This is a genomic window from Micromonospora sp. NBRC 110037, assembly GCF_001652995.1.
GTDB classification, from domain to species: Bacteria; Actinomycetota; Actinomycetes; order Mycobacteriales; family Micromonosporaceae; genus Micromonospora; species Micromonospora chalcea.
On record NZ_BBVA01000002.1, the window covers coordinates 283,186 to 296,965 of the forward strand.

A 13,780-nucleotide genomic window follows, 5' to 3' on the forward strand; every position below is an offset into this window, starting at 1 on the left:
AGTGTGTGGGGCGGTGTGTGGACCTCGACGGGTCCGGGCCGAACGACCTCCCCCCGCCGATGCCGGAAGGTGGCAATCCGTGAGCATGATCACCGAGCGCCCCGTCAGCAACCCTGCCGGGCAGCCGCCGGTGGGCGCGGTGGCGGAGGCGCCGGCGAGCGGCCGGCGGGACGTACGCGCCGTGGTGGCGGCGTACGTGGCGCTGACCAAGCCGCGGATCGTCGAGCTGTTGCTGGTCACCACCGTTCCGGCGATGATGCTCGCGGACGGCGGCATGCCGTCGCTGTGGCTGGTCGCCGTCGTGCTCGTCGGCGGCTCGCTCGCGGCCGGCGCGGCGAGCGTCCTGAACTGCTACATCGACCGGGACATCGACCAGCTCATGCGGCGCACCAAGCGCCGCCCACTGCCCGCGCACACGGTTTCGCCGCGCAGCGCGCTGATCTTCGGTCTGGTGCTGGCGGCCGTCTCGGTGGCGCTGATGGCGGCGACCACCAACTGGCTGGCGACGGTGCTGACGCTCGCCGCGATCGCCTACTACGACCTGGTCTACACGCTGTGGCTGAAGCGGACCACCGCCGCCAACACGTTCTGGGGCGGCATCTGCGGGGCCGCGCCGGTGCTGATCGGCTGGGCCGCTGTCACCGGCTCGCTGGCGCCGGCCGCGTGGGGCCTGTTCGCCGTGGTCTTCTTCTGGCAGATGCCGCACTTCTACGCGCTGGCCATCAAGTACAAGGCCGACTACGCGCGCGCCGGCGTGCCGATGCTGCCGGTGGTGGCCTCGGTCCGGCGGGTCAACGCCGAGATCATCGGGTTCTCCTGGCTGACCGTGCTCTCCTCGCTGGCGGTCTGGCCGCTCGGGATGAGCCCGATCTACGGTGTCACCGCGCTCGTGGTCGGCGGGATCTTCCTCGTCGAGGCGCACAAGCTGTGCCGTCGCGCGACGCGGGGCGAGGCGGTCAAGCCGATGCGGCTGTTCCACTGGTCCACCACGTACCTCACGATCCTCTTCGCGGCCGTCGCGCTCGACGCGCTGCTCTGACGCGCCCGTCCGGCGGTTCATCAGAAATTTTTTTCGGGCTTCCCCGGAGGGGTCCAACCCGGACAGATTGTGACGATCTCGCCCGCCCGCTTCGCCCAGATATAAGCGACATATGCAGGCGAATTACCTGTGGTTCTTCTTAAACCGGCGGGTAATTGGCATCACATTCAGTTCATGGTTCTCGCACATCCGGGTGGAACTCTGCTTAGGCTTCGCGTCATGGCAGATGGTTCCGATACGACGCTGACGGCTGACAAGACCGCGGAGCAGGCCCCCAACGGCCTGGTCGCGGGCATCAAGTCGTTCGCCGCCGGACACGGCGGCGCGAAGGCGGTCATCGAGTACGTCGGCAAGCGCGGCGCACGGATCGTCCTCGTGGGTTCCGACGGGGTATGGGCAGACCAGTTCGCCGACGGCACCGACGTCGCGCGGCAGGCCTGCGCGAAGGCCGGGGTCGACGTCGAGAACGCCTGGGAGCGTGAACTGATGGACCAGATGCGTCCGAGCAACGACCTGTGGCGGTCGATGGCCCGGCGCACGATGGCCCGTTGACATAACCGAATGACCAACCACCACCAGTCGACCCGGGGGAGACCCCGGGTCGCTTTCGTCACCTGCGCCGAGCTGCCCGACCTCGACCCGGACGACCGGCTCGCGCTCGGCCCGCTCGCCGCCCGCGGGGTCACCACCGAGATCGCGGTCTGGGACGACCCGGCCGTCGACTGGTCCGGGTACGACCTGGTCGTGATCCGCTCCCCGTGGGACTACGCGCGGCGGCGCGACGAGTTCGTGGCCTGGGCGCGTACCGTGCCGGCCCTGGTCAACCCGGCCGACGTGGTCGCCTGGAACACCGACAAGCGCTACCTGTCCGAGCTTTCCGCCGCCGGAGCGCCCACCGTGCCGACGCAGTGGGTCGAGCCCGGGCGGGAGTGGACCCCACCGGCAGGCGGCGAGTACGTGATCAAGCCGGCGGTCAGCGCCGGCAGCCAAAACACCGGCCGCTACGACCTGACCGACAGGGAGCACCGGGAACTGGCGGTGGCCCACGTACGGCGGCTCTCCGACGCCGGGCGGGTCACCATGGTCCAGCCGTACCTCGACGCGGTGGACACCGCCGGGGAGACCGCGCTGCTGTTCCTGGCCGGGCCCGACGGCCTGGCGTTCAGCCACGCGATCCGCAAGGGTCCGATGCTGACCGGGCCGGACCTGGGCGAGGCCGCGCTCTACAAGGAGGAGCGCATCGACGCGCGCACCGCCACCGCGGAGCAGCGCGCGGTGGCCGAGAAGGTGCTGGCAGCCGTGCCGGGCGGCCCGGACCGGCTGCTCTACGCCCGGGTCGACCTGATCCCCGGCCCGGACGGCACGCCGGTGCTGGTCGAGCTGGAGCTGACCGAGCCGAGCCTGTTCGTCGGGTACGCCGACGGCGCCCCGGACCGGCTCGCCGACGCGGTCCTCACCCACTTGACCCCCCGCGCCTGACCCGTCCCGCCTGGCGGTGGCCGTGGCCGTGGCCGTGGCGAGCGTGCCGGCCCTGGCGGCGTCCGGGCTTTGGCAGCGGGCCCGGGACCGCGACCCTCCCGGCTGCGGACGCACCTCGCCGACCCACCCGACGCGGTGCACGCAACGCCAGGCTGTCTCAGGGCTCGAGGCACCCACGGTGTTCCACTCGCTGTCTGCCGCGGCCCTGGGTGGAACAGCATGGGTGTCTCAGGGCTGTCCAGGCACCCATGGTGTTCCACTCGCGATCCGTCCGTGCCGTGAGTGGAACGCCATGGGTGGCACGAGGGGGCGCGTTTCCACTCGGGCTGGCGGCGCGTTTGCCGGCCGTCGCCGCCATCGTGGCGTCGGCGGCTTTCGCCGGGGCCCACCGGGCCGCGTCTTCGATACCATCAGCGCGCGCTGCTCGGCCTGGACGTCGCCAGGCTGCTGCACCGCGACGGCGATCTCTGGGTGCTGATCGTCGCGTACGCGGTCAGCAACGGCAGCTTGGTCATGCTGGCTGTCACCACCGACGCCGGCCCGGCTGAACCGGAGCCGCCCGAGCCGCCGGTGCCGCCCGCGCCGCCGGGAGGTCAGTCGCGGTCGCTGTGGTTGCGTGTCCAGCGGCCGCCGATCGGCGGCGTGTCCAGCCGCAGCGCGGCCTCGGCGCCGGCCAGGTCGTTGTCCTCGAACGCGCAGGAGACGCAACTGCCCGCCTCGGTGACCCAGATGCCGTACGCCTGGGTGTCGGCGTCCCGGTGCCAGATCCGGTTGGCGCGCACGGTGGCCGAGTCGAACGGCGCGGCGATGGTGATGCCGCCGCAGGCCGGCGGGCCGTCCGGCAGCTCGTACCTCGTGCCCGGCCCCGGGGTGGCCTCGTTCCAGCCGGTGGTGCCGTCCGGGCGTACCTCGGCCAGGGAGAGCCGGGTGGCGCTGTTGTCGGACACCACCGCGTCCCGTGAGCCGACCCGGACCACCTTGCCCCGGTGCCCGCCGTCGGGCCAGTCCGCGTTGCCGTCGGTGAGCTCGCGCGGGCCGTAGCGCACCGCCTCGCCGGAGCCGGAGCAGGCCGGGGCGGAGCGGCGGCCGTTGTCCCGGATCCGGTTGCCCACGATCGAGGTGTCCAGCATCGGCCGGTCGATCCGGATGCCGTCCAGCGCGTTCTCCCGGATGTCGTTGTCCTGGATCACCACGTCGGCCGCCGCGCCCCGGTAGCCGTGGCCCAGGTCGTGCTCGTGGTAGCCGAAACCGCCGTTGCGGCTGATCCGGTTGCCCTGCACCGTGTACGGGCCGGGGGTGTTGCCCATGCTGATCCCGTCGCCGACGTTGGCGTCGATCACGCAGCCGGTGAGCAGGCCGCCGCGCCCGGCCACCCCGGCGGTGCCGTTGCCGGACACGTCGAAGCCGGCCTCCAGGTTGTTGGTCATGGTGCAGCCGGAGACGATCAACCCGTCGGCGCCCCAGTCGGAGATGCCGAACCGGTTGGCCTGGCTGTGGCAGCCGATGATCCGGAAACCGCGCGGTGGGGTCCAGTAGTCCTTCTGCAACTCCAGGAAGATCCCGTTGGTGCCGTTGCCGATGGTGGTGCAGTTGGCGATGGTGAGGCGCTCCACGTCGCCCCAGCCGCCGATGCCGACGCCGATCCCGGCGCCGCCCATCTGGTCGCCGTTGTCCAGCCGGCCGCACCCGACCACGACCACGCCGTCGATCAGGCTGTCCTGGAGGAAGTCACAGCCCAGGCCGGTCGCCCCGGTGTGGTGGATGTAGAGGTTGCGGAACACGCCGCGCACCACGTACTGCAGGCCCAGCCCCTTGGCCAGGTAGTCGTAGGAGGTCTGGGCGACCCCGGAGCCGTCGATCTCGAAGTCGGCGAACGTGCAGTCGGCGATGTGCCGGTCCCGGTCCGCGCCGTGCTGGACGGTGGTCCAGTACGCCAGCGGGACCGGTGCGCTGCGGTCGCCCTCGTTGCTGAGCAGGAACCGGGTCGCGGCCGGTCCGGCGCCGATCAGCGAGACACCGCTGCGCCAGACGGTGCCGGCGTCGCGGATCGAGTACAGGCCGGGCGGACAGTAGATCACCCGGGCCCGGCCGTCGGCGTCGTACCCGGCGCCGAGCCGGTCCACCAGGGCCGCCAGCGCCGGCTGGTCGTTCGTCACCCCGTCGCCGGTGAGGCCGTGCTCGTGGGCGTCGCACCACAGCGGCGCGCCGGCGACCGGCGTCAGCCGTTGCGGCGTGGTGGTGGCGAGGCTCTTGCGCGGCACCGGGAACTCCCCTCGGGCGTACGGTCCGTGGCCCGGACTGCTTTCCCGTTCCCGTCGCGCGATAACGCCCCGCTCAGGCGCCGGCGCCCACCGGCTCGGCGACCGGCTCGGCCGGGGCCGGCGGGGCGGCCGGCAGCCGCTCCCGGGTCGCGAACAGGACGCCGAGCGTGGCCAGCAGCACCAGGCAGGAGCCGAGCATGTGCGCGCCGACCAGCACGCCCGGCAGGTGGGTGAAGTACTGGACGAAGCCGATCACGCCCTGGCCCAGCTCGACCGCGATCAGCACCGCGGCGGCCCGCGCCGCGCGCTCCGCGCCGACCGCCCGGAACGCGAAGTACAGCGCCACCGAGAGACCGATCAGCAGGAAGACGCCGTCGGCGTGCACCTGCGAGATCTGCGTCGGGTCCAGGCCGTTGCGGGCCGCGCCGTGGTCGCCGGCGTGCGGGCCGCTGCCGGTCACCCAGGTGCCGACCACCAGCACCGACGCGCTCACCGCCGTGGTGATCCAGGCGAGGGTACGCAGCGGCGCCGGCACGGTCGGGCTGACCGGCCCGTCCGGCTCCTTGATCCGCCGCCAGAGCGCGTACGCGGCGGCGATGACCGCCATCGAGGCGAGGAAGTGCAGCCCGACCACCCACGGGTTGAGGTTGGTCAGCACGGTGATGCCGCCGATGACCGCCTGGGCCGGGATGCCGAACAGCACGCCGACGGCCAGCGGGAGCAGCCCGCGCCGGCGGGGACGGTGGGCCAGCACGGCCAGCACGACGGCGAGTGCGATGATCCCCACCGCGAAGGTGAGCAGCCGGTTGCCGAACTCGATCACCCCGTGCACCCCCATCTCGGCGGTCGTGGTGTAGGAGTCGTCGGTGCACCGGGGCCAGGTGGGGCAGCCGAGGCCGGACGCGGTGAGCCGGACGGCCCCGCCGGTGACCACGATCGCGACGTTCGCGATGATCGAGGCGAGCGCGAGGCGGCGCAGCAGCGTGGACGAGACCGGGAACCGGACGGAACGCTTCACGGAGCGAATCCTACGCACCGTAGTTGATCCCGATCGGGTGACTCCGCCACCCCGGTGGTCGGAATCACCGGACCCGGGTTTGCGAGCCCCGGACGATTTACGTAACGTTGCCGTTGTGAAAAACGCGGCGGCGCTGTCCCGGGCGTCGGTGACCGGTGCGGTCACCGGCGGTTCGCGGTCGCGTCGTGGCACCCGGCACGTCGAGCGGGAGTCCGCTCCGGCCGACCTGTCGACCCGTGACCGGGTCACCCAGCTCCTGCTGGAGCGGGGCGCCACCACCGCAGCGCAGCTCGGCTCGGCGCTCGGCCTCAGCCCGGCCGCGATCCGCCGGCACCTCGACGCCATGCTCGCCGACGGCGACGTGGTCGCCCGCGACCAGGTCGTGCGCGGCAGCCGGGGGCGGGGCCGACCGGCCAAGGTCTTCGCGCTCACCGAGGCGGCCCGGGGCCGCTGCGGCACCCACCACTACGACAACATGGCCACCGCCGCGCTGCGGTGGATCGCCCGCACCGGCGGCGCCGAGGCGGTCGCGGCGTTCGCGGCCGAGCAGGTCTCCGCGCTGGAGACCCGCTGCCGGGCGGCCATGGAGGACGCGGGAGACGCGCCGCTCGCGCGGGCCGAGGCGCTCGCCGGGGCGCTCACCGCCGAGGGTTACGCTGCCAACGCGTCCACGATCGCCTCCGGCGGCCAGCTCTGCCAGCACCACTGCCCGGTGGCGCACGTGGCCGCCGAGTTCCCTCAGCTGTGCGAGGCCGAGACCGAGGTCATCTCCCGTCTGGTCGGCACCCACGTACAGCGCCTGGCCACCATCGCGCACGGCGACGGCGTGTGCACCACGCACATTCCCGCCCAGTCCGGTTCCACCGTCACCACTGTGAGGACAGATAGATGACCGAGCAGATCGTTCAGCCCCTGACCCAGGAGGAGCAGCTCGCGGCCCTCGGTCGTTACGAGTACGGCTGGGCCGACCCCGACGTCGCCGGGGCGTCCGCCCAGCGCGGCCTCAGCGAGGCGGTGGTGCGGGACATCTCGGCCAAGAAGAACGAGCCGGCCTGGATGCTCGACCTGCGGCTCAAGGGCCTGCGGCTGTTCGGCCGCAAGCCGATGCCGAACTGGGGCGCCGACCTCACCGGGATCGACTTCGACAACATCAAGTACTTCGTGCGGTCCACCGAGAAGCAGGCCACCTCCTGGGAGGACCTGCCCGAGGACATCAAGAACACCTACGACAAGCTCGGCATCCCGGAGGCGGAGAAGCAGCGCCTGGTCGCCGGTGTCGCGGCGCAGTACGAGTCCGAGGTGGTCTACCACCAGATCCGTGAGGACCTGGAGGAGCAGGGCGTCGTCTTCCTGGACACCGACACCGCGCTCAAGGAGCACGAGGACCTGTTCAAGGAGTACTTCGGCACGGTCATCCCGGTCGGCGACAACAAGTTCGCCGCGCTGAACACCTCCGTCTGGTCCGGTGGCTCGTTCATCTACGTGCCGAAGGGCGTGCACGTGGACATCCCGCTGCAGGCCTACTTCCGGATCAACACGGAGAACATGGGCCAGTTCGAGCGGACGCTGATCATCGTCGACGAGGGCGCGTACGTGCACTACGTCGAGGGTTGCACCGCGCCCATCTACTCCTCCGACTCGCTGCACAGCGCGGTCGTGGAGATCATCGTCAAGAAGAACGCCCGGTGCCGGTACACGACCATCCAGAACTGGTCGAACAACGTCTACAACCTGGTCACCAAGCGTGCCGTGTGCCACGAGGGCGCGACCATGGAGTGGGTCGACGGCAACATCGGCTCCAAGGTCACCATGAAGTACCCGGCGGTCTACATGACCGGCGAGCACGCCAAGGGCGAGGTGCTCTCGGTGGCCATGGCCGGCGAGGGCCAGCACCAGGACGCCGGCGCCAAGATGGTGCACGCCGCGCCGCACACCTCCTCGACCATCGTGTCGAAGTCGATTGCCCGGGGCGGCGGCCGCACCTCGTACCGCGGTCTGGTGCAGGTGCTGGAGGGCTCGACCAGCAGCAAGAGCACGGTCAAGTGCGACGCGCTCCTGGTCGACACGATCTCCCGCTCCGACACCTACCCGTACGTCGACATCCGCGAGGACGACGTGTCGATGGGGCACGAGGCGACCGTCTCCAAGGTCAGCGAGGACCAGCTCTTCTACCTGATGAGCCGGGGCCTGAGCGAGGACGAGGCGATGGCGATGATCGTGCGCGGCTTCATCGAGCCGATCGCCAAGGAGCTTCCGATGGAGTACGCGCTGGAGCTCAACCGCCTGATCGAGCTGCAGATGGAGGGTGCGGTCGGCTGACGCCGGCCCCCGTCCTCCGCCTCACCTGACACCTCGTCGCAGAACACAAGGAAGAGATGACTACCCAGGCTTCCGCGCCGCCCACGACCAAGTCGCAGGCGCTCCGCTCGTACGACGTCGCCGACTTCCCGGCCCTGACCGGCCTGGAGGAGGAGTGGCGCTTCACCCCGCTCAAGCGCCTGCGCGGCCTGACCGGGTCGGTGCAGGGCGCGACCGGCGCGGTCCGGCACGAGTACGGTGACCTGCCCGAGGGCGTCACCGTCGACCGGATCGGCCGGGACGACCCCCGGGTGGGCAGCGTGCTCACCCCGTTCGACCGGGTCAGCGCGCTCGCGTACGGCGGGGCCGACCGCGCGCTGCTGGTGCGGGTCGCCCGCGACGCGGTGGTGGAGGCGCCGGTGCGCCTGCGGGTGGTCGGCGAGAACGCCGAGGCGCTCGCCTTCGGCCACACGTTCGTCGAGGTGGACCGGTTCGCCGAGGCCACCGTGGTGATCGAGCACGTCGGCTCGGCCACGCTGGCCGACAACGTCGAGGTGTCGGTGGGCGACGGGGCGAAGCTGACCCTGGTCACCGTCGCCGACTGGGCCGACGACGCGGTGCAGGCGCAGCACCTGAAGGTGCGGCTGGGCCGCGACGCCCGGATCCTGCACGTGCAGGTCAGCCTCGGCGGCGACCTGGTCCGGCAGTACACGTCGGTGGAGTACACCCAGCGCGGCGGCGAGGCCGAGCTGTACGGCGTCTACTTCGCCGACTCCGGCCAGCACCTGGAGCACCGGCAGCTGGTCGACCACACCGTGCCGGACTGCCGCAGCAACGTCGGCTACCGGGGCGCGCTGCAGGGCGACGACGCGCACACGGTCTGGGTCGGCGACGTGCTGATCCGCGCCGAGGCCACCGGCACCGACACGTACGAGATCAACCGGAACCTGCTGCTCACCGACGGCGCGCGGGCCGACTCCGTACCCAACCTGGAGATCGAGACCGGCGAGATCGCCGGCGCCGGGCACGCCAGCGCGACCGGCCGGTTCGACGACGAGCAGCTGTTCTACCTGATGGCCCGGGGCATCCCGGAGGCCGAGGCGCGGCGCCTGGTGGTGCGCGGCTTCTTCGCCGAGCTGATCAACAAGATCCCGGTCGAGGACCTGCGCGAGCGCCTCGGTGACGCCATCGAGGCCCGGCTGGCGAAGGCCGGCGCCTGATGCTCAAGATCTGCTCCACCGAGGACGTGCCGAAGGGCACCGCGATCAGCGCCGACGTGGACGGCGTGCAGGTCGCGATCGTGCACGGCGAGGACGACGTGTTCTACGCGGTGCACGACGAGTGCTCGCACGCCGCCGTGGCGCTGTCCGAGGGCGAGGTCGAGGGCTGCACGCTGGAATGCTGGCTGCACGGATCCCGTTTCGACCTGCGTACCGGTGAGCCCACCGGGCTGCCCGCGACCGAACCCGTACCCGTCTATTCCGTCGAAGTCCGCGACGGCGACATCTACCTTTCCGTGGACGGCGACGGCCGTCCGCTGCCGAGCAATGGAGTGACCCGCTGATGAGCACCCTGGAGATCCGCGACCTGAAGGTGTCGGTCAAGCTGCCCGAGGGTGAGCTCAAGCCGATCCTGCACGGGGTCGACCTGACCGTGCGCTCCGGCGAGACGCACGCCATCATGGGCCCGAACGGCTCCGGCAAGTCGACGCTGGCGTACTCGATCGCCGGTCACCCGAAGTACGAGATCACCGGCGGCGAGGTGACCCTCGACGGCGAGGACGTGCTGTCCATGTCCGTCGACGAGCGGGCCCGCGCCGGTCTCTTCCTGGCCATGCAGTACCCGGTCGAGGTCCCCGGCGTGTCGGTGGCCAACTTCCTGCGTACCGCCAAGACCGCCATCGACGGTGAGGCGCCGAAGCTGCGCACCTGGGGCGGCGAGCTGCGCGGCGCCATGGAGCGCCTCCAGATGGACCCGGCGTTCGCCCAGCGCAACGTCAACGAGGGCTTCTCCGGCGGCGAGAAGAAGCGGCACGAGATCGTGCAGCTGGAGCTGCTCAAGCCGAAGATGGCGATCCTCGACGAGACCGACTCCGGCCTGGACGTGGACGCGCTGCGCGTGGTCAGCGAGGGCGTGAACCGGGTACGCGACACCGGTGACACCGGCCTGCTGCTGATCACCCACTACACGCGCATCCTGCGTTACATCAAGCCCGACTTCGTGCACGTCTTCGTGGCCGGCCGGATCGTCGAGCAGGGCGGCCGGGAGCTGGCCGACAAGCTCGAGGAAGAGGGCTACGAGCGCTACGTCGCCGGAGCCGGCGCGGCACGGGCCTGACCTGCCATGACCTCGATGGCCATCCCGGCGGGCATGCCGCAGTACGACGACGTGCCGCGCTTCGACGTGGCGAAGGTGCGGGCCGACTTCCCGATCCTCGACCGGGAGGTCAACGGCCACCCGCTGGTCTACCTGGACAGCGCCAACACCTCGCACAAGCCGCGGCAGGTGCTCGACGTGCTCGCCGAGCACTACGCGCTGCACAACGCCAACGTGTCGCGCTCGGTGCACACGCTGGGCACCGAGGCCACCGAGGCGTACGAGGGCGCGCGGGCGAAGATCGCCGCGTTCATCAACGCGCCGAGCGTGGACGAGGTGGTGTTCACCAAGAACTCCACCGAGGCGATCAACATCGTGGCGTACGCCTTCTCCAACGCCTCGCTGCGCGCGGACGGCGACCCCCGGTTCCGGCTGGGCCCCGGCGACGAGATCGTGATCTCCGAGATGGAGCACCACTCGAACATCGTCCCGTGGCAGCTGCTCGCGGAGCGCACCGGCGCGACGCTGCGCTGGTTCCCGGTCACCGACCAGGGCCGGCTCGACGAGTCCGGCCTGGACGACCTGGTCACCGAGCGGACGAAGATCGTCTCGCTGGTGCACATGTCGAACATCCTCGGCACCGTCAACGCCACCTCGCGGATCACCGCGCGGGTCCGCGAGGTCGGCGCGCTGCTGCTGCTCGACTGCTCGCAGTCGGTGCCGCACCTGCCGATGGACGTGGTCGACCACGACGCCGACTTCATCGTCTTCACCGGGCACAAGATGTGCGGCCCGACCGGCATCGGCGTGCTCTGGGGCCGGGGCGAGCTGCTCGCCGCGATGCCCCCGGTGATGGGCGGCGGCTCGATGATCGAGACGGTGACCATGGGCGGCTCGACGTTCGCCGCGCCGCCGGCCCGGTTCGAGGCGGGCACCCCGCCGATCGCCGAGGCGGTCGCGCTCGGCGCCGCGGTGGACTACCTCACCGCGATCGGCATGCCGGCCATCCAGTGGCACGAGAAGGAGCTGACGGCGTACGCGCTGGACGCCCTCGCCACCGTGCCCGGCCTGCGGATCTTCGGCCCGACGGTGCCGGTGGGCCGGGGCGGGACGATCTCGTTCGCGCTCGGTGACGTGCACCCGCACGACGTCGGGCAGGTGCTCGACTCGCTCGGCGTGCAGGTGCGGGTGGGCCACCACTGCGCCCGGCCGGTGTGCACCCGGTTCGGGGTGCCGGCCACGACGCGGGCGTCGTTCTACCTCTACACCACCACCGCGGAGATCGACGCCCTGGTGGCGGGTCTGGAGCGGGTGCGGAAGGTGTTCCAGTGATGCAGCTCGAATCCCTCTACCAGGAGATCATCCTGGACCACTACAAGCACCCGCACGGCCGCGGCCTGCGGGACGCGGCGGACCCGGCCGCCCGGGTCGGCGAGGCGCACCACGTCAACCCGACCTGCGGCGACGAGATCACCGTACGGGTGGCGACCGACGGCACGGTGTTCACCGACATCTCGTACGACGGGATGGGCTGCTCGATCAGCCAGGCGTCGGCGAGCATCCTGCACGAGCTGCTGCGCGGCAGGGCCGCGAGCGACGCCGCGGTGGTGCACGAGGCGTTCGTGCAGTTGATGTCCGGGCGGGGCCAGGTCACGCCGGACGAGGACGTGCTCGGAGACGGGGTGGCGTTCGCGGGTGTCGCGCGCTACCCGGCCCGGGTGAAGTGCGCGCTGTTGTCGTGGATGGCGTTCAAGGACGCCGCGGCACGCGCCGGGGTGGGCGTGAGCCCGGAGGTGAAGGCATGAGCGACGAGAACATGACCCCCGAGGCTGGCGCGGTGGCGACGGACGGCGCGGCCGTCAACGGTGCTGTTGCCGGCGGCGCGGCCGCGGGCGCGGCGGCGCCGGCCGGCGGCAAGGCCGCTATCGGCGACATCGAAGAGGCGATGAAGGACGTCGTCGACCCCGAGCTGGGCATCAACGTGGTCGACCTGGGCCTGGTGTACGGCGTCCACGTCGACGACGACAACGTGGCCACCCTGGACATGACGCTGACCTCGGCGGCCTGCCCGCTGACCGACGTGATCGAGGACCAGGCCCGGCAGGCGCTGACTACCGGTCCCGGTGGCGGCCTGGTGAACGACATCCGGATCAACTGGGTCTGGCTGCCGCCGTGGGGCCCCGACAAGATCACCGACGAGGGGCGCGACCAGCTGCGCTCGCTCGGCTTCAACGTCTGACAGTTCTCCCGGTCACCGCCACGGGCGCGGCACCCTTGAGGGGTGCCGCGCCCGCGGTGTTCTCTCGGCATGATCGACACCGTTACGCCGATGTGGTGTGGTCGGAGTGGCTTTGATGCCGCCACATCGGCGAAGTGGTGTCGATCAAGGTGACCCGGCGGCACTGCCACGGGCGTTAGTGCCCCGAACAGCGAGATCTTGGTACGAGATCGCCCCTGCGGGGGCCCCTGCGGGGGCAGATTCGTACCAAGATCTTCAGTCCAACCGAGGCGCGGGAAAACCGGTTCCGGGGTGGGGGAACCAGGGGGCAGGATGAGCGGGTGATCGAGGCGTACCCGAAGCAGGCTCCTGTCCGTGCGGCCACCGCCGCGCGCCGACAGCGCATCCTGCCCCCGGCCGCCTCGACCCGCCATCCCTCGTCGTGACCGGGGCGTTCCTGGCCGGCCTGGTCGCCGGCTACGGCGTCGCCATCCCGGTCGGCGCGATCGCGATCCTCATTCTCGGGCTCAGCGCGCGTACCTCGTTCCGGGTCGGTTCGGCGGCGGCGCTCGGCGTGGCCACCGCCGACGGGATGTACGCGGCCGTCGCGGCGCTGGGCGGGGCAGCGGTGGCGAGTGGCCTCGCGCCGTTCGCGGGTCCGCTGCGGCTGATCGCCGCGGGGGTGCTGCTGGCCCTCGCCTGCCTCACCGCCTGGCGCGCGATGCGCCCACCCGCCCCGGCGCAGGAGCCGAACTCACCCGCCCCGGCGCAGGAGCCGAGTCCGCGGGGTGGCCTGGACACGCCGGTGCGGGCGTTCGCCGCGGTCCTCGCGCTGACCCTGCTTAACCCGGCCACCGTCGTCTACTTCGTGGCGCTCGTCCTCGGCCGGGGCGACGTGCTCGGCTCCGGCGGGGCAGGTGCGATCGCCTTCACGGCCGGGGTGTTCCTCGCCTCGGCCAGCTGGCAGCTGCTGATCGCCGGCGGCGGCTCGCTGATCGGCCGGGCCCTCACCGGTCCCCGTGGGCGGCGGGTCACCGCGCTGCTGTCCAGTGTCATCATCGCCGCCCTCGCGGTCGCCACACTGCTCGGCGTCTGACCGAAGGGGACGGCCGCGGCCCGACGGCATCGATCGGATTCCGGGAGCCGGGACG

General features: G+C 71.5%; 14 protein-coding genes. 12 read left to right on the forward strand and 2 right to left on the reverse strand.

Annotation, left to right across the window (positions count from 1 at the left end; all coding sequences use genetic code 11):
• Nucleotides 1–79 precede the first annotated feature (79 nt).
• From A4R25_RS01305 to A4R25_RS01315, 3 genes are all read left to right on the forward strand, one after another.
• On the forward strand, nt 80–1,039 hold the full coding sequence (locus tag A4R25_RS01305; RefSeq protein WP_043329632.1) for a heme o synthase: 960 nt from the start codon (nt 80–82) through the stop codon (nt 1,037–1,039).
• A 219-nt stretch (nt 1,040–1,258) separates the two neighbouring features.
• Nucleotides 1,259–1,591, forward strand: a complete 333-nt coding sequence (locus A4R25_RS01310; protein WP_013287454.1) for a hypothetical protein — start codon at nt 1,259–1,261, stop codon at nt 1,589–1,591.
• A 9-nt stretch (nt 1,592–1,600) separates the two neighbouring features.
• The gene (locus A4R25_RS01315) at nt 1,601–2,518 is read left to right on the forward strand and encodes a RimK family alpha-L-glutamate ligase (protein WP_064445303.1); all 918 of its coding nucleotides are present in this window, start codon (nt 1,601–1,603) and stop codon (nt 2,516–2,518) included.
• A 593-nt stretch (nt 2,519–3,111) separates the two neighbouring features.
• Here A4R25_RS01315 and A4R25_RS01320 read toward each other — a convergent pair.
• Both A4R25_RS01320 and A4R25_RS01325 read right to left on the reverse strand, forming a co-directional pair.
• Nucleotides 3,112–4,779, reverse strand: coding sequence for a right-handed parallel beta-helix repeat-containing protein (locus tag A4R25_RS01320; protein ID WP_043329635.1), 1,668 nt, complete (start codon nt 4,777–4,779; stop codon nt 3,112–3,114).
• Nucleotides 4,780–4,852: 73 nt separating this feature from the next.
• The gene (locus A4R25_RS01325) at nt 4,853–5,815 is read right to left on the reverse strand and encodes a heme A synthase (protein ID WP_181373768.1); all 963 of its coding nucleotides are present in this window, start codon (nt 5,813–5,815) and stop codon (nt 4,853–4,855) included.
• Between the two features lie 208 nt (nt 5,816–6,023).
• On the opposite strand from A4R25_RS01325, the gene A4R25_RS01330 reads away from it, so the two are divergent.
• From A4R25_RS01330 to A4R25_RS01370, 9 genes are all read left to right on the forward strand, one after another.
• Nucleotides 6,024–6,689 (forward strand): metalloregulator ArsR/SmtB family transcription factor, encoded by a 666-nt coding sequence (locus A4R25_RS01330; RefSeq protein ID WP_223201463.1) that lies wholly within the window; start codon nt 6,024–6,026, stop codon nt 6,687–6,689.
• Entirely contained in the window at nt 6,686–8,116 is a 1,431-nt protein-coding gene (gene sufB, locus A4R25_RS01335; protein WP_013287447.1) for a Fe-S cluster assembly protein SufB, read from the forward strand. The genes A4R25_RS01330 and sufB overlap by 4 nt, the downstream gene beginning before the upstream one ends.
• Nucleotides 8,117–8,172: 56 nt before the next feature.
• On the forward strand, nt 8,173–9,315 hold the full coding sequence (gene sufD / locus A4R25_RS01340) for a Fe-S cluster assembly protein SufD (RefSeq protein WP_064445304.1): 1,143 nt from the start codon (nt 8,173–8,175) through the stop codon (nt 9,313–9,315).
• On the forward strand, nt 9,315–9,659 hold the full coding sequence (locus A4R25_RS01345; RefSeq protein ID WP_064445305.1) for a non-heme iron oxygenase ferredoxin subunit: 345 nt from the start codon (nt 9,315–9,317) through the stop codon (nt 9,657–9,659). Before sufD ends, A4R25_RS01345 begins: the two co-directional genes overlap by 1 nt.
• Nucleotides 9,659–10,432, forward strand: a complete 774-nt coding sequence (sufC, locus tag A4R25_RS01350; RefSeq protein ID WP_064445306.1) for a Fe-S cluster assembly ATPase SufC — start codon at nt 9,659–9,661, stop codon at nt 10,430–10,432. The genes A4R25_RS01345 and sufC overlap by 1 nt, the downstream gene beginning before the upstream one ends.
• 6 nt (nt 10,433–10,438) lie before the next feature.
• A complete protein-coding gene (locus tag A4R25_RS01355) occupies nt 10,439–11,743 on the forward strand; it encodes a cysteine desulfurase (RefSeq protein WP_064445307.1) in 1,305 nt (434 codons plus the stop codon).
• A complete protein-coding gene (gene sufU, locus A4R25_RS01360; RefSeq protein WP_064445308.1) occupies nt 11,743–12,216 on the forward strand; it encodes a Fe-S cluster assembly sulfur transfer protein SufU in 474 nt (157 codons plus the stop codon). The genes A4R25_RS01355 and sufU overlap by 1 nt, the downstream gene beginning before the upstream one ends.
• An 11-nt stretch (nt 12,217–12,227) precedes the next feature.
• Complete coding sequence (locus A4R25_RS01365; protein ID WP_064446423.1) at nt 12,228–12,650, forward strand: metal-sulfur cluster assembly factor; 423 nt, start codon at nt 12,228–12,230, stop codon at nt 12,648–12,650.
• 421 nt (nt 12,651–13,071) lie between these two features.
• Nucleotides 13,072–13,725 (forward strand): LysE/ArgO family amino acid transporter, encoded by a 654-nt coding sequence (locus A4R25_RS01370; protein ID WP_064445309.1) that lies wholly within the window; start codon nt 13,072–13,074, stop codon nt 13,723–13,725.
• Nucleotides 13,726–13,780: the final 55 nt, after the last annotated feature.